Genomic DNA, 20359 nt, shown 5'->3' on the forward strand with positions numbered 1-20359 from the left:
GGGCCCTCATCACGCCCCGTCGAAGACCGCTTCGCGCAGCTGACGCCGCGAGCTGATCGCGAGCTTGCCGAAAACCTTGCGCAGGTGCCATTCGACGGTGCGCGGGCTGAGGAAGAGCCTGGTGCCGATTTCGGGGTTGGACAGTCCTTCGCGCGCGAGGCGGGCGATCTGGAACTCCTGCGGGGTCAGCCCCTCGGTGGTCCCGGCGGTGCGTTTGCGTGCCGTCTCCCCGGTGGCCAGCAACTCGCGGCGCGCACGGTCGGCGAAGGCTTCGAGGCCCATCCGAGAGGTCATTTCGTGGGCGGTGCGCAGGTGCTCCCGGGCGTCGACACGGCGTCCCTCGCGCCGGAGCCATTCGCCGAACAGCAGGTGGGCCCGGGCCAGCTCGACCCGCAACGGGCTTTCGGCGAGCAGCGCGATCGACTCGGCGTAGCACTCGCCGGGAGTGATGCCCGCCAACGCCCGCAGGCGGGCTTCGAGGGCCCGGGTCCACGCCGTCGGGGTGGCCCGGGCGCGTTCGGACATCCGGTCGAGCGCCGCGGTGACGAGGTCGCCGTCGCCGGTGCGTGACGCGGCCTCCGCCAGCTCGGCCGTCGCCAGGGCATGGTCGCCGACGGTGTCGCGTTCGACCACCCGGCGCGCCGCGTCGCGGGCGGCCTCGTGGCGGCCGAGGCCGTTGCCGAGCACGGCGAGCGCGTAGTCGGCGAACCGCACGACCCGGCCCTGGCCCCGCTCGGCCGCCGCCGCGCCGGCGGCCGCGATCTCCGCGGCGGCATCGGCGTCGCGGCCGCGCAGGGCGGCGAGCAGGATCGCGCTGTAGCCGACCGGGCGGCCGCCGGTGGCTTCGGCGAGCAGCCGGTCCTCTTCGACGAGGGCTTGGGCCGCGGTCAGGTCGCCGGCCAGCAGTTCGTGGTTGGCGAGGAAGTTGAGGGCGAACTGCAACTGCACGAGCGCACCCGTGTCGCGGGCCAGCCGCACCTGACGCTCGGCGAGCTCGCGGCCGGCGGCGTAGTCGAGCATCTCGGTCGCGAGGGTTCCGCCGGCCCGGTTGCCCAGCAGCCACAGCACGCGCCCGGAGTCCTCACTACCGGTGTCGAGCGCGCGGACGACGTCGACCGCCGCGGTCATCCGCGGGGCCGCGGCCGCGTAGCCGTCGGTGAGCCGGGTCGCGAGCGCGTCGAGGACGAGGTCGACCGCACCCGGTGGCACCTGGGCCGCCGGCGCCGCACGCGTTCGCCGGGCCGCCTCGACGACGCCGTACTCGGCCCACACGGCGGCACCGAGCGCTTCCAAGTACGTTTCGCGGGCCTCGTCGCCGTCGAGGGACCCGGCGGCACGCAGGAGCAGTTCCACCGCGTCGCGGCCGCGCCGCTGGTCGAACGCGATCTGCCCGCGGAGGCGCCCGGCCTCGGCGTCCCGCACCGGATCCGGCGGTCCGGCCTCGGCCGCACCCAGCAAGTCCAGCGCCGCTTCGAGCGCGCCCGCACCGCGTTTCGCCCGGGCCGCCGAGAGCTCCCGCCGGGCGCGCACCGCCGGATCGGGCGTGAGGGTGGCCGCCTGTTCGAGCAACGCCGCGGCGGCGACGAGACCCCCACGCGCCTGGGCACGCCCGGCCGAGCACTCCAGCTCGACCGCGACCTCCTCGTCCGGGGTGACGGTGGCCTGCGCGCGGTGCCACGCCCGCCGATCCGGGTCGCGGGCCGGATCGGTGACCGCCGCGAGCACCCGGTGCACCTCGTGCCGCTCCGGCGCCGAGGCGGACCGGTAGACGGCCGAGCGCACCAGCGGATGCCGGAACCGGACCCGGGGCCCGAACTCGACCAGCCCGGTCGCCTCGGCGGCGGCCGCCGGATCCGCACCGAGGCCGAGCTCACCGGCCGCGCGCCAGAGCAGGGTCGCGTCCCCCAGCGGCTCTGCCGCCGCGGTCAGCAGCAGCAGGCGGGTGTCGGGCGGCAGCGGCACCACCTGCTGGAGGAACAACCGCTCAAGGCGGTCGGCCAGCGCGTCGCCGCCCGGGCGGAAGAGCCCGTCGGCCTGTTCCGCGGCGGTCCAGAACCGGGGCAGCTCGACCAGGGCCAGGGGGTTGCCGTGGGTCTCGGCGATGATCCGGTCGCGGACCCGGACGTCCAGCGGTCCCTTGAGCACCGAGTCCAGCAAGGCGCCCGCCGCCGCTTCGCCGAGGCCCCGGACGGCCAGTTCCGGCAATCCGGCCAGGTCGAGCTCCTCCGCCGGCTCGCGCACCGCGACGACCAGCGCGATCGGCTCGGCCAGCAACCGCCGGGCGACGAACGCGAGGGTCTGCGCGGACACCCGGTCGAGCCACTGCGCGTCATCGACCAGGCACACCAGGGGCCGGTCCTCGGCGACTCCGGCGAACAGGGTCAGCACCGCCAGCCCGACCAGGAACCGGTCCGGCGGCTCGCCCACGGTCAGGCCGAACGCCGTGCCGAGGGCGGCCCGCTGCGGCGCCGGCAGGTGCTCGAGCCGGCCGAAGAAGGGAACGCAAAGCCGGTGCAGACCGGCGTACGGGAGCTCGCGCTCGGACTCGACGCCCGCGGTCCGCGCCACGTGGAAGCCGGTCGCCCGCGTCGCGACGTGCTCCAGGAGCGCCGTCTTGCCGATCCCCGCCTCGCCGCGCAGCACCAGCACCCGGCTGCGCCCAGCCCGTGCGGCGGCGAGCGCGCCCTCGAGCGCGGCGACTTCCTCGCCGCGGCCGACCAGCTCCGGATCCCGACCCGACATGACCCGGAACACTAGCGCGGTTCCCGGTCCCGGGCCCGGGACCGACCAGGGTGTCTCACGGGGGCGAACGGACCGCGGAAGGACGACAGTGATGGCGAGCGGCAAGCCCGCCGCCACCCCGGAAGGAATCCGATCATGGACATGAAACTCGAAGTCGTGGTCCTGCCCGTCACCGACGTCGACCGGACCAAGCACTTCTACAAGACCCTCGGCTGGCGCGAAGACGCCGACATCGTCTTCGGCGACACCCGGGTCGTGCAGCTGACCCCGCCGGGATCCGCGGCGTCGGTCCAGTTCGGCTCCGGCCTCACCGACGTCGCCCCGGGCTCGGTCCGCGGCACCTACCTCGTCGTCGACGACATCGAGGCGGCCCGCAAAGAGCTCGCCGGCCACGGCGCCGACGTCACCGAGGTCTTCCACCGCGACGCGACCGGCGCGTTCGCCCCGGGCATCCACCCCGACCGCGGCACCTACTCCTCGTTCGCGTCGTTCAGCGACCCGGACGGCAACACCTGGCTGCTGCAGGAGATCACGACCCGCCTCCCCGGGCGCGTCGACGGTGTGACCTACGGCTCGACGCAGAAGCTCGAGCAGGGGCTGCGCGAAGCCGCGGCGGCACACGGCGAACACGAGAAGGAAACCGGGCAGTACGACGAGGAATGGCCCACCTGGTACGCCCAGTACATGGCACAGCACCAGGACGCCTGAGCCATCCGGCGGTGCGCGGGGCGACCCGCGCACCGGATCCTCGAAAGACTCCCGAAAGAAGGCAGTCATGACCCAACGCGATTTCGACGCCATCGTCCTCGGCGGTGGCGCGCCCGGCGAACACACCGCGGCCGCGATCGCCGCGGGCGGCCTGCGGGTCGCCGTCGTCGAGCGGGAGCTGCTCGGCGGCGAATGCTCCTACTGGGCCTGCATCCCGTCCAAAACCCTGCTGCGACCGGGCGAAGCGCTGGCCGCCGCCCGCGACGTGCCCGGCGCCCGCGAGGCCGTCACCGGCCGGGCGGACGCCGCCGCGGCCCTCGCCTACCGCGACTTCATGGTCTCGTCCTACGACGACAAGGGCCAGCAGGCCTGGGCCGACAACGCCGGCATCACGGTCCTGCGTGGCGAAGGCCGGCTGGCCGGGCCGCACACGGTCACCGTCGGCGGAACCGGCCACACCGCGGACCACATCGTCGTCGCCACCGGCTCCGACCCCGTCATCCCGCCCGTGCCCGGGCTGCGCGAACTGCCCGGGCTGTGGACCAACCGCGAAGCCACCGGCGCGAAGGAGATCCCGCGCCGGCTCCTCGTCCTCGGCGCCGGACCGACCGGTGTCGAGCTGTCCCAGGCGTTCACCCGGCTCGGCGCCGAAGTCACGATCGTCGACGGCGCCGACCACGTGCTCCCCCGCGAACCCCGCGCGCTCGGCGAAGCAGTCGGAGAAGCCCTGCGCGCCGACGGCATCGCCCTGCACCTCGGACAGCACGCGAACGCCGCCCGGCTCGACGGCGACGAGTACGTGCTCGACCTGCCCGACGGCACGCAGCTGCGCGCCGAACGGCTGCTGGTCGCCACCGGACGGCGCCCGCGGGTCGAGGGCATCGGCCTGGAGACGGTCGGCGTCGAGGCCACCCCGCACGGCATCCCCACCGACGACCGGATGGCGGCCGGCGCGGGCCTGTGGGCCGTCGGCGACGTCACCGGGCAGTGGAACCTGACCCACGTCGGCGAGTACCAGGGCCGGGTCGTGGCCGCGAACATCCTCGGCCGGACCACGAAGGTGAACTACGACGCCATCCCGCGCGTGGTGTTCACCGACCCCCAAGCCGCGGCCGTCGGCGCCGCCGAAGACGCGTTCACCGCGACGGTCCAGCTCTCCGAGGTGCCCCGCACGGCGACCTACACCCGCGCCTACGACACGCGTCCCGGCTTCCTCACCGTCGTCTCCGACGGCGAACGGCTCACCGGCGCGTACGCCGTCGGCCCGGAAGCCGGCGAATGGCTCCAGCAGGCCACTCTGGCCATCCGCGCCCGGGTCCCGCTGGCCGTGCTGCTGGACGTGGTCCAGCCGTTCCCGACCTTCTCCGAAGCGTTCCTGCACGTCCTGCGCGAACTCGACCACCAGCTCCACACCGCCTCGGGAGACCAGTGATGTCCACCTACCGTGCGTTCGAAGTGACCGGGACCCGGCAGTTCGCCCTCGTGGAACGCGAGATCCGCGATCCGTTGCCCGGCGAGGTGCGCGTGCGCGTCGAGGCCTGCGGGGTGTGCCACAGCGACACCCTCGCCGTCGAAGGGAAACGCGCCGACCCGTCGGCGCCGGTCGTGCCCGGCCACGAAATCGTCGGCGTGATCGACGCCGTCGGGCCGGGCGTCACCGCCTGGGCACCCGGGAACCACGTCGGCGTCGGCTACCTCAACGGCCACTGCGGCCAGTGCGACAACTGCCGCCGCGGCGACTTCGTCAACTGCACCGACCAACCCTGGACCGGCACCACCACCGACGGCGGCTACGCCGAAATCGCCTACGCCCGCGCCACCGGCCTGGTCCGCATCCCCGACGGCGCCCAGCCCCTCGACGTCGCACCGCTGCTGTGCGCCGGACTCACGATGTACCGGGCGTTGCTGACGGCCGGCGCCCGGCCCGGATCCCTGGTGGCTGTGCAGGGCATCGGCGGCCTCGGCCACCTCGGCGTCCAGTACGCCAAAACCCTCGGCTACCGCGTCGCGGCGATCGCCCGCGGCACCGGGAAAGCCGAACTGGCCGCCGAACTCGGCGCCGACGAGTACATCGACAGCACCGCGGTCGACCCCGGCCAGGCGCTGACTCGGCTCGGCGGCGCCGCCGCGATCGTCGCGACGGCGTCCAGCGGCGCGTCGATGTCCTCGCTCGTCGCCGGGCTTGGCACTCGCGGGCAGCTCCTCGTCGTCGGCGCGGCCCCCGACCCGATCGCGGTCCGCACCCCGGACCTGATCTTCGGCACCCGCTCGGTGACCGGCGCGCTCACCGGTTCCTCGATCGAGAACGAGGACAGTCTCCGGCTGGCCCACGACCGTGGGATCCGCAGCCGCAACGAGATCATGCCACTGTCCGAAGCACCCAAGGCCTACGAGCGGATGATGTCCGGCGAAGCGCGGTTCCGTGTCGTCCTCGACACCCGGGAAAGCGCTACCACGACGCCCACGGATCGATGGGCACCACGTCGGTGATCCGGCCGGCGTCGTCGAGCAGGCAGCCCATCCGTTTGGCGGCGTGCAGGGTGACGGCCCGGTCGGTGAGGGTGAGCGCGGGGAGTTTTCCGGCGAGTTCCGCTTCCAGGCGCTGGACGTCGCCGAGGGAGCGCAGCCACAGGGTCAGCACCAGGTTGTCCGCTCCGGTGGTGGCCGCGCACAGGCGGACTTCCGGCAGTTCGGTCAGGGCGGTGGCGGTCCGGTGCAGTTCGTTCGGGGGCACCCGCGCCCAGAACGTCGCGGCGACCGGCCATCCGGTGATGGGCTGGGCGACCTCGCAGCGCAGGGACAGCAGGCCGCCGTCGATCATCTCGTTGAGCCGGCGGCGGACGGTGGACCCGCTTCTCGCCGTGCGGGCCGCGATGTCGGCCGCGGGGCTCCGGCCGTCGCCGAGGGCGCGGAGCACTTCCCGGTAGTGGTCCTTCCAGACGGGCCGGTTTCCGGCTTTCGGTGGGACGCGGAAACGCTGCTGCGGCGGCAGCGCATCGAGTCGCCAGTGGTTGCCCTCGCCGTAGACGGTGGTGGCCGCGTGGGTCCGCGTCCCGCGTAACCCGGGAAGTTGCTGGAGCTTCTCGAGGACGAGCCGGGACAGCGTCGCCAGATCGGGCGTCAGCACGGTCAGGAACAGGTCCCGGCCACTGCTGACGATCGAGATAGAGGCGATCTGCGGGACACGGGACAGCACCTCCACCGCGTGCGCGCGGGCGGTCGGCTGGAGATCCAGTTCGATGAACGCGTTGCAGTGGTCCTGCGCCCACAGCCTGACTTCGGGATAGGCGGTGACCCGGGCGGTCCCGGCTTCGACGAGTCCTTGCCAGCGCCGCGTGGCGGTACCGGGGTCGACGCCGAGCGACCGGCCGATCTCGTGCCAGGTCGCACGGGGCGCCGCCTGCAGCGCGTGCACGAGCTTGAGGTCCATCTCGTCGGGCGTGAGCACATCCGGCATGGGGGCCACCCAGGTGAGCGAAATCGTGGATTTTGCCCCTCAGCGTGGCATCGGTCGCGATTCTCGGCAAGGAGCCGACGACCCCGAGGAGCCTGCCCGATGTCCGTGCATGAGGAAGCCACCGCGATCCACGACGATCTGGTCCGGTTGCGCCGCCGGCTGCACGCCGAACCCGAGATCGGCCTGAACCTGCCGCGCACCCAGGAAAAAGTGCTCGCCGCGCTCGACGGGCTGCCACTGGAGGTGACGCTCGGGGAAGCGCTGAGCTCCGTGACCGCGGTACTGCGGGCGAACCGGCCGGGTCCGGTTGTGCTGCTGCGCGCGGACATGGACGCCCTGCCCGTGCAAGAGCGCACCGGACTCGGGTACGCGTCCCGGGTCGACGGTGTCATGCATGCGTGCGGGCACGACCTGCACACCGCCATGCTGGTCGGCGCCGCGCACCTGCTCGCGGCGAGGCGAGACGAGTTGCCCGGGGACGTGATCTTCATGTTCCAGCCCGGCGAAGAGGGCTGGGACGGCTCGGCCGCGATGATCGCCGAGGGCGTGCTGGACGCCGCGGGAAAGCCACCGGAGGCGGCTTATGCGCTGCACGTGTTCAGTGCGGCCGTGCCGCACGGGGTGTTCACGGCCCGCCCCGGCACGACGATGGCGGCCTCCGACGGACTCGAAGTCACCGTGGTCGGCGCCGGCGGGCACGGTGCCCGGCCGCATCGCGCGGCCGACCCGATCCCGGTGGTGTGCGAGATCGTCACGGCGCTGCAGACCCTCGTCACCCGCCGGTCCGACATCTTCGACCCGGTGGTCCTGACCGTGGGCTCCCTGCACGCCGGAACGCGCCGCAACGTCATCCCCGGCACCGCGAAGTTCGAAGCGACCCTGCGCACGTTCTCCGCCGCCGCCAAGGCCCGGATCAAGGACGCCGCCATCACCTTGGCCGAGTCCGTCGCACGCGCCCACGGTCTGCGTGCCGAAGTGACCTACCTCGACGGATATCCCATGACCGTCAACGACCCGCAGGAGACGGCGTTCGTCGCCGGCACCGTCGGCGAGGTTCTCGGCGCGCACCGGTTCCACCGGCTGGCCAACCCCCTGCCCGGCGGTGAGGACTTCTCCCGGGTCCTGCACCGGATCCCCGGAGCCTTCGTCCTGCTCGGCGCGGGCGACGGCACCACGGACAACCATTCGCCGCTGGCCGAGTTCGACGACGCGGTCCTGCCGGACGGCGCCGCCGTGCTCGCCGAACTGGCCTTGCGCCGCGGACGGAGGGCGCTGTCGTGATCGTCCTGATGCTGATGCTGGCCGGTGGTGCCGCTCTGGTGGTCACCGGCATCGTCCAAGGCCACCCCGCCACCGCGATCTTCGGCGGTCTCGTGCTCGTCTTCATCCTGTGGGCGTTCACCGCCGTCGGATCCGGCGGTGACGACAACAGTGGCGACGCCGGCGACGGAGATGCCTAGTACTCCAGGGACACTTGCGCGCGACCTGGCAAAACCCGGCCGGCCGGCCTGCCGCAGCTGTAGTGAGCGGTACGGCGCGTTAGGCCCACGGTCACGTGACTACCGACAGCGCGGGGAGCCCGCAGCGGCCAACTCACCGCTCGCAACGGCCAACTCACCAACCGGAGCGGCCAACTCACCCGCGTGCCCGGCGAGTTGGCCGTTTCGGTGCGTGAGTTGGCTGCTGCGAGCGGTGAGTTGGCCGTTCCTGTCCCGGCAGACCAGCCACCACGGCCACGCCGACCGAAGAACTGGCCCTGGAGTACTAGACCGTCCCGGGTTCGTCCGGCACGACGACGAGGCTGACGACGCGGCGGATCCGGCCGTCCCTGGTGTTGCCCATCCGCGAGACGACCGCTTTCTCGATCTCCTCGACCAGCACCGCGAATTCCTCTTCGGACAGCCACACCGCCGCCTGCCGGTACACCACGCCGTCCGCGTGCGGGTCGGCGTCCTCGTGGGCGAGGTAGCGGTCGAAATCCCCCATCAACGACGCCGCGAACGTCGTGAACGCCCGGTGGTGCTCCGCCCGGGTCATCGTCGCGCGCGCCGCGGGGTCGACCACCGCCTCCTCCTTGCGCACCCGGTAGCTGCGCTCCGTCGTGCCGCGCACCCGGCGCTCTTCGGCCACCTCCAGCACGCCCGCCTCGGCCAGCACCGCGATCTGCCGGTACATCGTCGCCGGCGCGATGTCCGGGATGCGCTCGCGAAGCTGCGCGGTGGTCAGCGGGTCGGCGTCGAACAGCGCTTGCAGGATGCGCATCCGGACGGGGTGCAGGAGGAGGTCCGCGGTAGCCATGGACGAATGTTCTCACATGCGATACTGTTCCCACCGTTGAGAACATTCCCATGATCGATAATAATGGAGGACGGACATGCGGGAGGTCGACCTGACGGTCACCGCGGACGACGGGCTGCGCCTGGCCGGCACCCTGACCTTGCCCGCGGGCCCCGGCCCGCACCCGGCCGTCCTGCTGCTGCACGGATCCGGGCGCCTGGACCGCGACGCCGACACCACCCGGCTCCGCATGGGGTACGGAGCGCCCATGGCGGCCGCGCTCGCGAAGAACGGCATCGCCACGTTCCGCTACGACCGGCGCGGTGTCGGCGCCACGCCGGGCGACTGGCGCGCGACCGGGTTCACCGACAACCGCCGCGACGCCGTCGCCGCCGTGCGCGCCCTGGCCGCCCGACCCGGCATCCGCGCGGACGCCGTCGGCGTGATCGGACACAGCGAAGGCGCGATCCACGCCATGTCTCTCGGCACCCGCCCGGAGGTCGCCGCGGTGGTGCTGCTGGCCGGATTCGCCCGCCCGGGCGAGGACGCACTGCGCCGGCAGGCCCGGATGATCGCCCGCGATCTCCCCTCGTTCGTCCGGCCGGTCCTGCGGGCGTTCGCCGTGCGGCAGCTGGCCCGGATCAAGGCGACCGGCACGGACGTCACCCGCGTCGCGGGGGTGCCGGTGAACGCACGGTGGCTGCGCGAGCTGCTCGCCCACGACCCGCGCCCGGACCTGGCGAACATCCGGGTCCCCGTCCTGGCGATCACCGGCGGCAAGGACGTCCAGGTCGACCCCGCGGACCTGGCCGAGATCCGCCGGCTGGTGCCCGGCGAGGCCGAGATCCACCGGATCGCCGACCTCACCCACCTGCTGCGCCGCGACCCCGGCCGTCCGTCGGTGCGGTCCTATCGCCGCCAGCTGCGCCACCCGGTCGACGCCGACCTGCTCGCCCAGGTGTCCGGCTGGCTCGCCCGCCGGCTCCGGGAAACCGAGCCCGCCGACCGGCCCTGACGAAACAGCTTCCGCATTGTTCCCGGGGCTCAAAGCCGCCCACTTTCGATGGAAAGGCCAAGCAATGTCCCTCGCCTCCCCGGTTCGCCGGAAGAGTGGTCTCGCTCTTTTCTGGGCCGTCACGTTCACGACGAGCTGGGCCTGCTGGCTCGTCGCGATCCTGCTCGGCGGACCGCCGACGAGTTCTCCCACCGTCATCCCCTACCTGCTCGGGGGCTTCGGCCCGGTGATCGGCGCGATCGTGCTGCGGGTGCGCCGGGCCCGCCGCCGGGAACCCGCCCCGGCGCACGCGGTGAGTTCCCGGCTCGGCGCGCGGTGGCTCTGGACGGTGCCCCTGCTGGTGCTGGCATCGGCGACCGTGCTGGCGGCCGCGCTGCTCGCGCAGGTCCTGGGCGGTCCCGCGCTGAACCTGACGGCCGGGCGGAACCTGATCGCGACCGTCGGCGGAGGGGTTCCGTTCGTGGTCAGCATGCTGATCGGCGGCCGCTGGCCGAGGAGCCCGGCTGGCGCGGAACGGCCTACCCACGCCTGCGCGCGTCGATGACCCGCCTGCAGGCCGGCCTGCTGCTGGGTGTCGTCTGGGCCGTCTGGCACCTGCCCCTGTTCTTCATCCCCGGAACCGTCCAGGCCGCCTTCGGCCTGATCAGCTGGAGCGGGCTGCTGTTCACGCTCAGCGTCATCCCCATGGCGCTGCTGACCGGCTACGCCTACGAACGCGGCGGCGTCCCGGCGTCGGTCGCGGTCCATTTCGGCGTCAACACGACCATCGCGCTGGTGACCATCGATTCACCCGTGACGCAGGCGCTCGTTTTGGCGGTGCAGGCCGTGATCGGGTTCGGGTTGCTCGGCCGCGGTTCGCGCGTGGCCGCCGGCTCAGCCGCCGCGCGGGACGACCAGCTCCATGTGCATCGAGTCGGTTGACTCGCCGGTCCAGGCGACGCCGAGGTCGAACCCGTGCTGCGCCAGCGCGACCAGGAACTCCGCGTTGAAGTGCTCGCGTCCCGCCACCGGGTCGCGAGGGGTGAAGTAGCCCTTCTCCACCAGCTGCGCCATCGACGGCGTGTCCGGGACCGTCGCGGTCGTGGGCCGCTCGCCCTTCTTGCGCTTCGCGCTGCCGAACAGGAACGCCGGATCGCTCAGCTTGGTCCGCAACGACGTCAGCTTCGCGAGCGTTTCCTTCGCGCCCACAAGGGGTTTGAGGCCGTCGAGGAGGGTCTGGGCCTGTTCGGTGACGCGCGTGACGCGCTCACCGAACAGGCCGTCCGGCTCGGTCTTCACCAGCTTCTCCCAAGCGGCGAGCCGGCCCCACAGCTTGGCCTTCGCGTCCGGTTCCTTGCCTTTCGCCTGGGCGACGGCCCGGCCCGCCTCCCGCACGGCTGCCTCGATCTGCGCGATCCGCGCGGTGAGGTGAGCCTTCGCGGGCAGCGCGGCCGGATCGAGCGCGGCCGCGGCCGCCAACGCGGTCAGGCGCTGCTCCTCGGTCGTGATCGCGGTCGTCCACGGCCCGATCAGGACCGGGACCTGGTTCAGGACCGCGGTTTTCTCCTGGGGCGTCGACGCCTCGAAGTACTGGGTCCGCAGCTCGAGGAACTGCTCGCGCGAAGCACCGAGGCTCGCCTGGAACGCCTGCGAGGACGCCGCCAGCCGCTGCGACTCGGCGCGGATCCGGTCCATCAGCGCCGCCGCCTGTGCCGGTGGCGCCTCCCCCGCGGCGGTCGCGTCGCCGGTCGCGCTGATCACGGCCCGCCGGGCCGAGTACTCGCCGAGCTGGGCGTTGCTGGGACCGCCGCCGGTGAGCCGGAGCAGCTCGGCCGTCTCGCCGCGGCCGATGCGGGGCATGGTGTTGGCGTCGTAGTCGATCGCGTAGCCGAGGGTGTGCATCGACGCGGGCGTGTAGTGGGTGTCCGCGGTGAACGCCTTGCGGAAGGAGAACGCCACGGTCGACGACGGCCCGGGACCGCCGAGCGACGCGATCGCCGCCTCCAGCCGGGCTTTCGCGTCCCGGTGCAGGAACGGGTGGCCGGGCGCGGTGGACTGCTCGATGCCGCGGAAATGGTCCAGCGTCGCCTCGTGGCTGCCGAACCATTCCCGGCCCGCGCGCAGGAACTCCTGCTTCGCCGCTTCGGTCGCCAGCGGCACGCCACCGTTGCCGGACAGCACCTGCGCGGGCAGCCCGTCGACCGCGGCGAGCGCGGCCTGGTCGTCGAGATCGCGCTGCACCGTGACCAGGCGCGTGGTCGCGGCGTTCCCGGCGAGGCGCTGCAGCCGCAGCAGCCCCGGTTCCGTCGCCGCGGATTCCCGGTGAGGCTGGGCATCGCGCGGCCGGACGGCTGGTTTCCTGCGCACATGCTCCACGATTCGAGGATACGACCCGCCGCGACCCGGCGACCACGACCGCGGGGGCAGACCGGGCGGCCCGAAAGGGTGCGGCCCGAAAGCCGTCACCTCGTGCTCCGGCGCGCGGCGGGTCAGCGAGGGAAGCAAGAAGGCTTTTCCGCGCGACGAAACAAGACTCGCCCGGGATTTCCGTTTCCCCTCAACCTTTTCCCTCGCGGGCGAAGTGCAGTTCCGCCGCTTCCAGCCGTGGTGCCGAGATGCCCAGCCGTCGTGCTTCGGCCAGGGTGTCCCGGCAGATCTCACGCGGCTCCTCGGCGTCGGGGTCGCAGTGCGCCTCGAAACTCAGGCGCAGGGGCGCGACATGAGTGGTCAGCCAGGCGAGCGCGGGAGCCATCAGCCAGGTGGGCGCCCGGAACAGCAGCACACCGCCTCGGTGACGTCGCAGGTCGACGCCGCGCGCGGTGAGGAGCGGCAGCAGCTCGCGGCCGGCCAGCAGCGCCTCGCGGAAGTCGCTCGTCGACCCGGCCAGCTCGGACAGGGAACCCAGCCGCAAGCCCTGCGAGAAGAGGCCGGCATCCGACACGAAATGGACCCACAGCCAGCCGCGGAAGTCGGGCCGCTCCCTGATCCGGAGCCCGGCCTCGCGAAACGCCTGGCGCACGGCCTGCTCCCGATCGGTCGGGGGCCGGCCGAGGGTGCCGAAGACGACCGACGGCAGCAGCAGCCCGCGGAGCACGCCGTCCGCGCCGAAACCGCCACCGCCCAGGGGAAAGCCCCAGGCGACCCGGTCGAGCGGGAGTGCGCCGATCGCGGCGGCCGGCTCGGTCCAGAGGTTGCCGAAGACCAGCACCGTGGCCCGCCCGACACGGGGGGCCAGGAAGGCCGTCGCCTCCGGGAGGCGGTGGTGCGGCACGCTGAGCACGATCAGGTCGAAGTCGTGGTCCGGCTCCAGCGCCTCGCGGTAGCGCACCGGCCACTTCTCGACGACGCGGTGCCCCCACACCCGGCGTCGCGTATCGAGCAGGTCGAGGTCCACCGCGTCTCCGTAGGTCGCGGCGCGACCCGGCCGGACGTAGAACTCGACGTCGTGTCCGGCCCGTTCCAGGGCCCAGCCGTAGACGGTGGCGATCACGCCTCGGCCGAACATCAGGATCTTCACGCTGCACCTCGTGCGGTAGGATCGATTTGGAGATCATCTCCACTTTCAAAATATGGAGGTCATCTCCAGTTGTCAACGCGAGGGAGCGCATGACCGCCGACAAGCCGCTGCGGGCCGACGCCCGGCGCAAGCGGGAGGCCCTGCTCGCCACCGCCCGGGAGGTCTTCGACGCCGGGGGCTTCTTCGACCTGCGCTTCGATGATTTCGCCCGCCTGGCCGGGGTGGGCACCGGCACGCTGTACCGCCACTTCCCCACCCGGGAGGCCCTGGCCGAGGCGGTCTACCACGGGGAAGTCGCCGCGCTGTGCGACCGCGCCCGCCGGCTGCAGGCCACACTGCCCGCGGCGGAGGCGTTGGCGGCCTTCCTCCGCGGCATGGTCGACCACATCGACGCCCACCAGGGCCTGGCCCGGACGCTGGCCACGCTCATGGCCCACCGCTCGGGCGCCCTTGCCGAGGGCGGTCAAGCGCTGGAGCAGGCGGTCACCGACCTGATCGCCGCCGCCGTGCAGGACGGCGCCGTCCGCGACGACGTGAACGCCGGCGCCGTGATGATGGCCCTGCACGGCATCGGCGCGGCCCACGACCGCCCCGCTTGGCGGACCGAGGCCGACGATGTCATCACCCTCGTGCTGGACGGGCTGAGCAGGCGGGGTTAGGACTTGGTGAAACTCCGGTCCGGGTCCGTTCCGGGGCGTTCGTGGCGAAGGGACTCCTGGAGGCTCAGCGACGGGTCCACGACGAGTTCGCCGAGCAGCGCGGCCCGCACCGTCAGGTATTCGCGCACCGCGCCGACATCGTGCACCCGCAGCACGTGGGCGCCGGCGTCCGTGCAGTAGCCGATGGCGGCCAGGGTGCCCGCCAGCCGCCGGTTCGGCCGCCGGTCGGTCAGTGCGCCGATGAAGTCCTTGCGGGACACCGCCATCAGGAGTGGCCGTCCGAGTGCGTGCAGGTCGTTCAGGTGCCGCAGGATCTCGACGGTCTGGCTCGGGGTCTTCGAGAAGTCCGGACCCGGGTCCAGGATCAGGGCTTCCCCGGGCACTCCGCGATCCATCGCGAGCTTCATCCGGTCCGCCAGGAAAGTGACGACGTCCCGGGTGATGTCCCGGTACAGCGCGGAATCCTGCAGGCGTTGTTTCGGCGCGGCGCGGGTGTGCATCAGGACAAGGGCCGCGCCCGTCCTCGCGCACACGTCGGCCAACCTCGGATCGCGCAGCCCGCTGACGTCGTTGACCAGGACCGCGCCGGCCGCGATGGCGGCTTCGGCGACCTCGGGCTTGTAGGTGTCCACCGAGACCACGGCACCCAGCTCGCGGGTGATCCGCTCGATCACCGGCACCACGCGGTCGATTTCCTCCTGCACGGCGACCGCCGGCACGTTGGTGATCGCGGACTCGCCGCCGACGTCGATGAGGTCCGCGCCTTCATCGAGCAGCTGTGCCGCGTGGGCGAGCTGGGCGTCGGCGGTGCCGACCAGCGCGCCGTCGGAGAACGACTCGGGTGAGGCGTTGACGACGCCCATCAGCCACGGCCGGCCACCCAGCTCGAGCGTGCGGCCGGCCGCCGGGACCGCGAACCGGCGGATCATCAGCCGGCTCCGGACGCTTCGAACGACGTGGAGACGCTCACGTGTTCCCAGGCGTCGAGTTCGCGGGCGATCTCGGCGAGCTTGCCGCGGACCGCCTGGTGGGCGTCGGCGCCCAGCGGCAGCCGCAGCGGCGGGTCGGCCGCCTCGACGGCGGTGATGATGGCGGCGGCACCCCGCACCGGGTCTCCCGGCTGCAGGCCGTCGAACCGCCGCATCGTGCCGGCGAGCTCGTCGACCGACGCGTACTCGGCCAGCCGCCGCTCGGCCCGGCGCAGGCCCTTTCCCATCCAGTTGGTGCGGAACCCACCGGGTTCGACGACGGTGACGGTGATGCCGAGCGGCTTCAGCTCGGCCATCAGGGCCTCCGACAACCCTTCCAGGGCGAACTTCGAAGCGTTGTACAGCCCGAGTCCGGCCTGGCCCCGGAACCCCGCGATCGAACTGATGTTGACCAGGTGGCCACCCCCGCGCGCACGCAGGTGGGGCAGCAGCGCCCGGATCAGGCGAAGCGGGCCGAAGAAGTTCGTGTCCATCTGGTGGCGCAGTTCGTCTTCGCCGACCTCCTCGACGGCTCCCACCAGTCCGTAGCCGGCGTTGTTGACCAGGACGTCGATGTGCCCGGCCAGCCGGACCGCCTCGGCGACCCGGTCCGCGAGCACCTCGGGCGCGGCGGTGGTGTCGAGCTCCACGGTGAACGCCCGGCCCGGAGCGAGCTCTTCGAAGGCGGCGGACTGCCGCCGGTCACGCAGCGTCCCGACGACGATGCCCCCGCGGTCGAGCGCCTGCTCGGCCAGGGCGCGGCCCAGCCCGCCCGACACGCCCGTGATCAGCCAGTGCCGCGGCCGCGCGTCCGGTGCCATCGTCGCCACCTCTCCCAGCATCAGAACAATTATCTATCTGAATAGACGATAGAGACGACCCTTCGGACTGTCAACGAATCTCAGGTGGCGAGCCCGCCCGGCGCCGCGCTCGCGAACCGGTCATCCGGTACGATGAGTTCACTCAATCAACTCAAGGGGGAACAGGATGACCGCGGCGTCCAGAACGAGCATCGTGCGCGTGCCGAAGGCGGGCGAGATGATCGCTGCCGACCTGCGGCGCCAGATCGTCCTCGGCGAGCTCGCGAAGGACGACGTGCTGCCCTCCGAGACGGCGTTGATGGAGCGGTACGGCGTGTCCCGGCCGACCCTGCGCGAGGCGTTCCGCATCCTCGAATCGGAGCAGCTGATCAACATCCGGCGTGGCGCCCGCGGCGGGGCTCGCGTGCTGGTGCCCGACTCCCGGGTGGCCGCCCGCTACGCCGGCCTGCTCCTGCAGTACCGCAAGGCGTCCATCGCCGACGTCTACGAAGCCCGCAGCCTCGTGGAAACCGCGGCCGTGCGCACCCTCGCGGCCAAGCGCACCGCCGCGGACCTGCAGGCGCTGACCGAGCTCGTCGAAACGGGCGAGACGCTCATCGGCAACGCGGTGGGCTACGCCGAACACGACGCGGACTTCCACGAGCTGCTGGTGAAGCTGTCGGGCAACGACACGCTCGACGTGCTCGCCGGGATGCTCTTCCACCTCATCGACGCCCACCACCGTGCCTACGCGGCCACCCAGGACGACGTTCCCGCGTTCGCCTCGGCCAAGGTGGTCCAGCGGGCCCACGTCAAGCTGCTGGACCTGATCCAGGCGCGGGACGCCGACGGAGCAACGGAGTTCTGGCGCAAGCACCTCAAGCAGGTCAGCAACTACATGACCCGCGGCGAGGTGCCGGAGCTCATCGACATCCTGTCCTGACCTCGTCACGCCGGGCGGAACGGCTCGTCCGGCCACCACGGCCAGCCCGGCGGCAGGCCGGTGCTGACCCGCCCGGGAAACACCGGCGGCCGCTTGGCCAGGAACGACTCGATGCCCTCCACCGCGTCCGGGCCGCCGCCGAGCTCCCCCATCAGCCGCGAGTCGAGCCGGTGCGCGGCCATCGGATGCCCTTCGCCGAGCATCCGCCACATCAGCTGCCGGGACAGCGCGACCGAGACCGGCGCGGTGTTCGCGGCGATCTCACGCGCGATGCCGATGGCGGCGGGCAGCAGTTCGTCCGGCTCGTGCACGGACCGGACGAGGCCGCCGGCCAGGGCCTCGGCGGCGTCGAAGATCCGGCCGGTGGCGACCCATTCCATCGCGCGTTGCATGCCCACGGCCCGGGGCAGGAACCAGGCGGCCGCCGACTCCGGCACGATGCCGCGGCGGGCGTAGACGAACCCGAACCGGGCGGTGGTGGACGCGAGCCGGATGTCCATCGGCAGGGTCAGCCCGGCGCCCGCCCCGACCGCCGGGCCGTTGACCGCGGCGATCACCGGCTTGGCACTCGCGTAGAGCCGCAGCGCGACCAGGCCGCCGAGGTCCCGGTGCTCCGCACCCGCCTCGCGGTGGTCGAAGGCGCCGCCTCCGGCGCCGAGGTCGGCGCCCGCGCAAAAGGCCCGGCCGGCGCCGGTGACGATGATCGCCCGCACCTCGTCGTCGGCGTCGGCGGCGTCCAGGACGGCGAGCAGTTCCCGCACAAGCGTGGGCGTGATCGCGTTGAGCCGGCCGGGCCGGTCGAGGGTGACCGTCAGGACGCCGGCGTCGAGGGCGGTCAGCAGGGTTTCGCAGCCGGGCACGGGCTCAGACGCCGAGCGCCGCGAGCAGCCGCTCGTGGTACGCCGCGGGGCCGCCGAAGAGCAGCTGGGCGGACTTGGCGCGGCGGAAGTGCAGGTGCGCCGGATGCTCCCAGGTGAACCCGATCCCGCCGTGCACCTGGATGTTCTCCATGGCGGCGAAGAGGTAGGCACGGGAACAGCAGGCGTGCGCCGCCGCCGCGGCCGCTGCCAGTCCGGTGGGGTCCTCGTCGTGCAGCCGGGCGGCTTCGCGGGCCGTCGCCTCGGCCAGCTCGACGTGCACCAGCATGTCCGCGCACTTGTGCTTGACCGCCTGGAACGAGCCGATGGGCCGGCCGAACTGGTGCCGGGTCCGGGCGTACTCGGCGGCGGTCTCCAGCACCCGGCGCGCTCCCCCGGCCTGTTCGGCCGCGAGGCACACGGACGCGGTGTCGAGCACCGGGCCGAACACGCACTCCCCCGCACCGTCCCCGCCCACCCGGGTCGCCGGCGCGGCGTCGAAGGTGACCTGGGCCTGCGCTCGCGTGGGGTCCAGCGTACGCAGGGCTTCGGTACGCACCCCCGGCGCCGAGCGATCCACCGCGAACAGCGAAACGCCCGTACCCACACGGGCCACGACCAGCAGCAGGTCGGCAGTGGTCCCGTCGATCACGAAGCTCTTCCGCCCGGTCAGCGACCATCGGCCCGGCGAAGTCTCCACCGCCTCCGTGGTGATCCGGCGGGGACCCCACGAGCCGTCGGCCTCGGTCACCGCCAAGGCCGCCGTCGTGGTGCCCGCCGCGATGCCCGGCAGGTACCGCGCGCAGGCGACGCCGTCGCCGGTGGCCAGGAGCGTGGTGGCGGCCAGCACGACGGAGGAGAAGAACGGCGCACACAGCAGGACGCGGCCCATCTCCTCCAGCACCACGCCCAGCTCCACCAGCCCGAAGCCGTCGCCACCGTATTCTTCCGGAATGGCGAGCCCGGCCAGCTGCAGTTCGCCGGACAGCTGGGCCCACACCTTCGGGTCGAACGGCGCTTCGGATTCCACCAGTTCCCGCACGGCTTCCTCGCCCGAAACCGCCTCGAGGAAGTCGCGCACGGTCGCCCGCAACGCGTCGAGGTCGTCCTGCGAAGTCGCTGTCGTCACGACCGGCCTCCCTGCTCTGCCACGGAATGGCGCAACGCGCGAAACGGCGACCGGGTGTCGATGCCCGGTTCCTTCGGCAGGCCGAGCACCCGTTCCGCGAGGATGTTCTTCATGATTTCCTCGGTGCCGCCGAGGATCCGCAACGCCGGGGTGGCCAGCAGCAGCTCGGTCCAGGCGAAGGTGCCCCATTCGCCGGTGTCGGCGACCACCCGCTGGCCCAGCACGTCCGCTGCGAAGTGCGCGGCCTTGGTGAGGTTCTGCGCGTACATCAGCTTCGACACCGACATCTCCGGTCCGGGCGCCACCCCGGCCCGCATCCGGCGGATCGCCCGCGCGTTGAGCTGGGCGGTGGCGGTCAGGTCGACGAGCAGTTCGGCCAGCCGGGCGCGCAGCGCACCGTCGGTTTCGTGGCCGGTGGCCCGCATCAGCGCGGCCAGCCGGTCCGGCGTGAGAGCCGCGCTCACCGCGCCGACGCCTTCGTTGCCGACCGTCGCCCGCTCGTTCATCAGGGTGGTCAGCGCGACCGTCCAGCCCCCGTCGACGTCGCCGAGCCGGTGGTCGTCGGGGACCCGGACGTCGGTCAGGAAGACCTCGTTGAAGTCGGCGCCGCCGGTCATCTGGCGCAGCGGCCGGACCTCGACGCCGGGTGCGTCCATCGGCACGAGGAAGGCGGTGATGCCGCGGTGCTTGGGGGCGTCCGGGTCGGTGCGGGTCAGGGCGAGGCCGAGCCGGCTGAGATGCGCGACCGACGTCCACACCTTCTGTCCATTGAGGACCCAATCCGAGCCGTCACGCACCGCCGTAGTCCGCACGGACGCGAGGTCGGACCCGGCACCGGGCTCGCTGAACAGCTGGCAGGCGATGGCGTCGCCGCGGTACATCGCCGGCAGCCAGCGGTCCTTCAGGTGCTGCCGCGCGTGGGCCAGGATGGTCGGGCCGACCATCCCCAGCCCGACCACACTGAGAGTGCCGGTGTCCGGCACGTCGTACTCCGCCTCGATCGCGTCGTAGAGCATGTCGTGGACCGCGGTCAGGCCCCGGCCGCCGTACTCGGGCGGCCCGGTGATCCAGCCGAACCCGTTTTCGTACCGGGTCCGCTGCCAGGCCCGCGCGCGGTCCACCGCGGCCCGTTCGACGTCCGGCGGGTCGGCGCTGAAGTAGGCCACCCGGTCGTCGCCGTCACCCCAGCGGAACGCCGCGGGCTCGGGCCGTCGATCGGCGTGCGCGTCGAGAAACCGGCGGACCTCGTCGACGAAGTCCGGTTCGAGGTCGTGCTGCATCGGGCGACCCTATCATTAATAGGTAGAT

Annotated in this window: 20 protein-coding genes; 10 read left to right on the forward strand and 10 right to left on the reverse strand. The window is 72.7% G+C overall.

The window, feature by feature from the left end:
- Positions 1 to 9: 9 nt before the first annotated feature.
- Positions 10 to 2742, reverse strand: a complete 2733-nt coding sequence (locus ACLJQF_RS25785) for an AAA family ATPase (RefSeq protein ID WP_410612288.1) — start codon at positions 2740 to 2742, stop codon at positions 10 to 12.
- 135 nt (positions 2743 to 2877) lie between these two features.
- Between ACLJQF_RS25785 and ACLJQF_RS25790 the strand changes: the two genes are divergently transcribed.
- From ACLJQF_RS25790 to ACLJQF_RS25800, 3 genes are all read left to right on the forward strand, one after another.
- Positions 2878 to 3450, forward strand: coding sequence for a VOC family protein (locus ACLJQF_RS25790; RefSeq protein ID WP_410612290.1), 573 nt, complete (start codon positions 2878 to 2880; stop codon positions 3448 to 3450).
- Between the two features lie 67 nt (positions 3451 to 3517).
- Positions 3518 to 4882, forward strand: coding sequence for a dihydrolipoyl dehydrogenase family protein (locus ACLJQF_RS25795; protein ID WP_410612291.1), 1365 nt, complete (start codon positions 3518 to 3520; stop codon positions 4880 to 4882).
- A complete protein-coding gene (locus tag ACLJQF_RS25800; protein WP_410612292.1) occupies positions 4882 to 5940 on the forward strand; it encodes an alcohol dehydrogenase catalytic domain-containing protein in 1059 nt (352 codons plus the stop codon). Before ACLJQF_RS25795 ends, ACLJQF_RS25800 begins: the two co-directional genes overlap by 1 nt.
- Here the strand turns inward: ACLJQF_RS25800 and ACLJQF_RS25805 are convergent.
- Positions 5900 to 6907 (reverse strand): Lrp/AsnC family transcriptional regulator, encoded by a 1008-nt coding sequence (locus ACLJQF_RS25805; RefSeq protein WP_410612294.1) that lies wholly within the window; start codon positions 6905 to 6907, stop codon positions 5900 to 5902. The two genes, ACLJQF_RS25800 and ACLJQF_RS25805, sit on opposite strands and share 41 nt — an antisense overlap.
- A gap of 99 nt (positions 6908 to 7006) precedes the next feature.
- Here ACLJQF_RS25805 and ACLJQF_RS25810 point away from each other — a divergent pair, with 99 nt between their 5' ends.
- Together ACLJQF_RS25810 and ACLJQF_RS25815 are read left to right on the forward strand one after the other, a co-directional pair.
- Positions 7007 to 8188: a M20 metallopeptidase family protein gene (locus ACLJQF_RS25810; RefSeq protein ID WP_410612295.1), complete on the forward strand. Its 1182-nt coding sequence runs from the start codon at positions 7007 to 7009 to the stop codon at positions 8186 to 8188.
- Positions 8185 to 8367, forward strand: coding sequence for a hypothetical protein (locus tag ACLJQF_RS25815; RefSeq protein ID WP_410612297.1), 183 nt, complete (start codon positions 8185 to 8187; stop codon positions 8365 to 8367). The genes ACLJQF_RS25810 and ACLJQF_RS25815 overlap by 4 nt, the downstream gene beginning before the upstream one ends.
- A 304-nt stretch (positions 8368 to 8671) precedes the next feature.
- On the opposite strand, the gene ACLJQF_RS25820 is transcribed toward ACLJQF_RS25815, so the two are convergent.
- The gene (locus ACLJQF_RS25820; protein ID WP_410612298.1) at positions 8672 to 9205 is read right to left on the reverse strand and encodes a helix-turn-helix domain-containing protein; all 534 of its coding nucleotides are present in this window, start codon (positions 9203 to 9205) and stop codon (positions 8672 to 8674) included.
- A 76-nt stretch (positions 9206 to 9281) separates the two neighbouring features.
- On the opposite strand from ACLJQF_RS25820, the gene ACLJQF_RS25825 reads away from it, so the two are divergent.
- The 3 genes from ACLJQF_RS25825 to ACLJQF_RS25835 all read left to right on the forward strand — a co-directional run bounded on the left by ACLJQF_RS25825 (position 9282) and on the right by ACLJQF_RS25835 (position 11120).
- Positions 9282 to 10199 carry an alpha/beta hydrolase family protein gene (locus tag ACLJQF_RS25825; protein WP_410612300.1) on the forward strand — a complete coding sequence of 306 codons (918 nt, stop codon included), beginning with the start codon at positions 9282 to 9284 and terminating at the stop codon, positions 10197 to 10199.
- Between the two features lie 64 nt (positions 10200 to 10263).
- Complete coding sequence (locus tag ACLJQF_RS25830) at positions 10264 to 10743, forward strand: hypothetical protein (RefSeq protein ID WP_410612301.1); 480 nt, start codon at positions 10264 to 10266, stop codon at positions 10741 to 10743.
- A complete protein-coding gene (locus ACLJQF_RS25835; RefSeq protein WP_410612303.1) occupies positions 10740 to 11120 on the forward strand; it encodes a type II CAAX prenyl endopeptidase Rce1 family protein in 381 nt (126 codons plus the stop codon). The genes ACLJQF_RS25830 and ACLJQF_RS25835 overlap by 4 nt, the downstream gene beginning before the upstream one ends.
- Here ACLJQF_RS25835 and ACLJQF_RS25840 read toward each other — a convergent pair.
- Together ACLJQF_RS25840 and ACLJQF_RS25845 are read right to left on the reverse strand one after the other, a co-directional pair.
- Positions 11073 to 12554: a hypothetical protein gene (locus ACLJQF_RS25840; protein ID WP_410612304.1), complete on the reverse strand. Its 1482-nt coding sequence runs from the start codon at positions 12552 to 12554 to the stop codon at positions 11073 to 11075. The two genes, ACLJQF_RS25835 and ACLJQF_RS25840, sit on opposite strands and share 48 nt — an antisense overlap.
- Positions 12555 to 12735: 181 nt before the next feature.
- A complete protein-coding gene (locus tag ACLJQF_RS25845; protein WP_410612306.1) occupies positions 12736 to 13695 on the reverse strand; it encodes a ketopantoate reductase family protein in 960 nt (319 codons plus the stop codon).
- An 89-nt stretch (positions 13696 to 13784) separates the two neighbouring features.
- Between ACLJQF_RS25845 and ACLJQF_RS25850 the strand changes: the two genes are divergently transcribed.
- Positions 13785 to 14354, forward strand: a complete 570-nt coding sequence (locus ACLJQF_RS25850; RefSeq protein ID WP_410612307.1) for a TetR/AcrR family transcriptional regulator — start codon at positions 13785 to 13787, stop codon at positions 14352 to 14354.
- Here the strand turns inward: ACLJQF_RS25850 and folP are convergent.
- Both folP and ACLJQF_RS25860 read right to left on the reverse strand, forming a co-directional pair.
- Positions 14351 to 15283 carry a dihydropteroate synthase gene (gene folP / locus ACLJQF_RS25855; protein ID WP_410612309.1) on the reverse strand — a complete coding sequence of 311 codons (933 nt, stop codon included), beginning with the start codon at positions 15281 to 15283 and terminating at the stop codon, positions 14351 to 14353. The genes ACLJQF_RS25850 and folP overlap by 4 nt on opposite strands.
- The gene (locus tag ACLJQF_RS25860) at positions 15283 to 16164 is read right to left on the reverse strand and encodes an oxidoreductase (RefSeq protein ID WP_410612310.1); all 882 of its coding nucleotides are present in this window, start codon (positions 16162 to 16164) and stop codon (positions 15283 to 15285) included. Before ACLJQF_RS25860 ends, folP begins: the two co-directional genes overlap by 1 nt.
- A gap of 145 nt (positions 16165 to 16309) precedes the next feature.
- On the opposite strand from ACLJQF_RS25860, the gene ACLJQF_RS25865 reads away from it, so the two are divergent.
- Positions 16310 to 17065, forward strand: coding sequence for a FadR/GntR family transcriptional regulator (locus ACLJQF_RS25865; RefSeq protein ID WP_410612312.1), 756 nt, complete (start codon positions 16310 to 16312; stop codon positions 17063 to 17065).
- A 5-nt stretch (positions 17066 to 17070) separates the two neighbouring features.
- On the opposite strand, the gene ACLJQF_RS25870 is transcribed toward ACLJQF_RS25865, so the two are convergent.
- From ACLJQF_RS25870 to ACLJQF_RS25880, 3 genes are read right to left on the reverse strand one after another with little or no spacing between them, the layout of a single operon-like run.
- Positions 17071 to 17925: an enoyl-CoA hydratase-related protein gene (locus ACLJQF_RS25870; protein ID WP_410612313.1), complete on the reverse strand. Its 855-nt coding sequence runs from the start codon at positions 17923 to 17925 to the stop codon at positions 17071 to 17073.
- Between the two features lie 4 nt (positions 17926 to 17929).
- Positions 17930 to 19051, reverse strand: a complete 1122-nt coding sequence (locus ACLJQF_RS25875; protein WP_410612315.1) for an acyl-CoA dehydrogenase family protein — start codon at positions 19049 to 19051, stop codon at positions 17930 to 17932.
- A complete protein-coding gene (locus ACLJQF_RS25880) occupies positions 19048 to 20331 on the reverse strand; it encodes an acyl-CoA dehydrogenase family protein (RefSeq protein WP_410612317.1) in 1284 nt (427 codons plus the stop codon). Before ACLJQF_RS25880 ends, ACLJQF_RS25875 begins: the two co-directional genes overlap by 4 nt.
- Positions 20332 to 20359: the final 28 nt, after the last annotated feature.

The sequence above is a fragment of the Amycolatopsis sp. lyj-109 genome (assembly GCF_046548995.1).
Taxonomy (GTDB): domain Bacteria; phylum Actinomycetota; class Actinomycetes; order Mycobacteriales; family Pseudonocardiaceae; genus Amycolatopsis.

What these genes read in the sequence shown, in the direction of transcription:
- ACLJQF_RS25810 (WP_410612295.1), top strand. Translation starts at nt 7,007, where the DNA reads ATGTCCGTGCATGAGGAAGCCACCGCGATCCACGACGATCTGGTCCGG.
- ACLJQF_RS25865 (WP_410612312.1), top strand. Translation starts at nt 16,310, where the DNA reads ATGACCGCGGCGTCCAGAACGAGCATCGTGCGCGTGCCGAAGGCGGGC.
- ACLJQF_RS25860 (WP_410612310.1), bottom strand. Translation starts at nt 16,164, where the DNA reads ATGCTGGGAGAGGTGGCGACGATGGCACCGGACGCGCGGCCGCGGCAC.
- ACLJQF_RS25880 (WP_410612317.1), bottom strand. Translation starts at nt 20,331, where the DNA reads ATGCAGCACGACCTCGAACCGGACTTCGTCGACGAGGTCCGCCGGTTT.
- ACLJQF_RS25820 (WP_410612298.1), bottom strand. Translation starts at nt 9,205, where the DNA reads ATGGCTACCGCGGACCTCCTCCTGCACCCCGTCCGGATGCGCATCCTG.
- ACLJQF_RS25835 (WP_410612303.1), top strand. Translation starts at nt 10,740, where the DNA reads ATGACCCGCCTGCAGGCCGGCCTGCTGCTGGGTGTCGTCTGGGCCGTC.
- ACLJQF_RS25805 (WP_410612294.1), bottom strand. Translation starts at nt 6,907, where the DNA reads ATGCCGGATGTGCTCACGCCCGACGAGATGGACCTCAAGCTCGTGCAC.
- ACLJQF_RS25825 (WP_410612300.1), top strand. Translation starts at nt 9,282, where the DNA reads ATGCGGGAGGTCGACCTGACGGTCACCGCGGACGACGGGCTGCGCCTG.
- ACLJQF_RS25790 (WP_410612290.1), top strand. Translation starts at nt 2,878, where the DNA reads ATGGACATGAAACTCGAAGTCGTGGTCCTGCCCGTCACCGACGTCGAC.
- ACLJQF_RS25850 (WP_410612307.1), top strand. Translation starts at nt 13,785, where the DNA reads ATGACCGCCGACAAGCCGCTGCGGGCCGACGCCCGGCGCAAGCGGGAG.
- folP (WP_410612309.1), bottom strand. Translation starts at nt 15,283, where the DNA reads ATGATCCGCCGGTTCGCGGTCCCGGCGGCCGGCCGCACGCTCGAGCTG.
- ACLJQF_RS25795 (WP_410612291.1), top strand. Translation starts at nt 3,518, where the DNA reads ATGACCCAACGCGATTTCGACGCCATCGTCCTCGGCGGTGGCGCGCCC.
- ACLJQF_RS25800 (WP_410612292.1), top strand. Translation starts at nt 4,882, where the DNA reads ATGTCCACCTACCGTGCGTTCGAAGTGACCGGGACCCGGCAGTTCGCC.
- ACLJQF_RS25830 (WP_410612301.1), top strand. Translation starts at nt 10,264, where the DNA reads ATGTCCCTCGCCTCCCCGGTTCGCCGGAAGAGTGGTCTCGCTCTTTTC.
- ACLJQF_RS25785 (WP_410612288.1), bottom strand. Translation starts at nt 2,742, where the DNA reads ATGTCGGGTCGGGATCCGGAGCTGGTCGGCCGCGGCGAGGAAGTCGCC.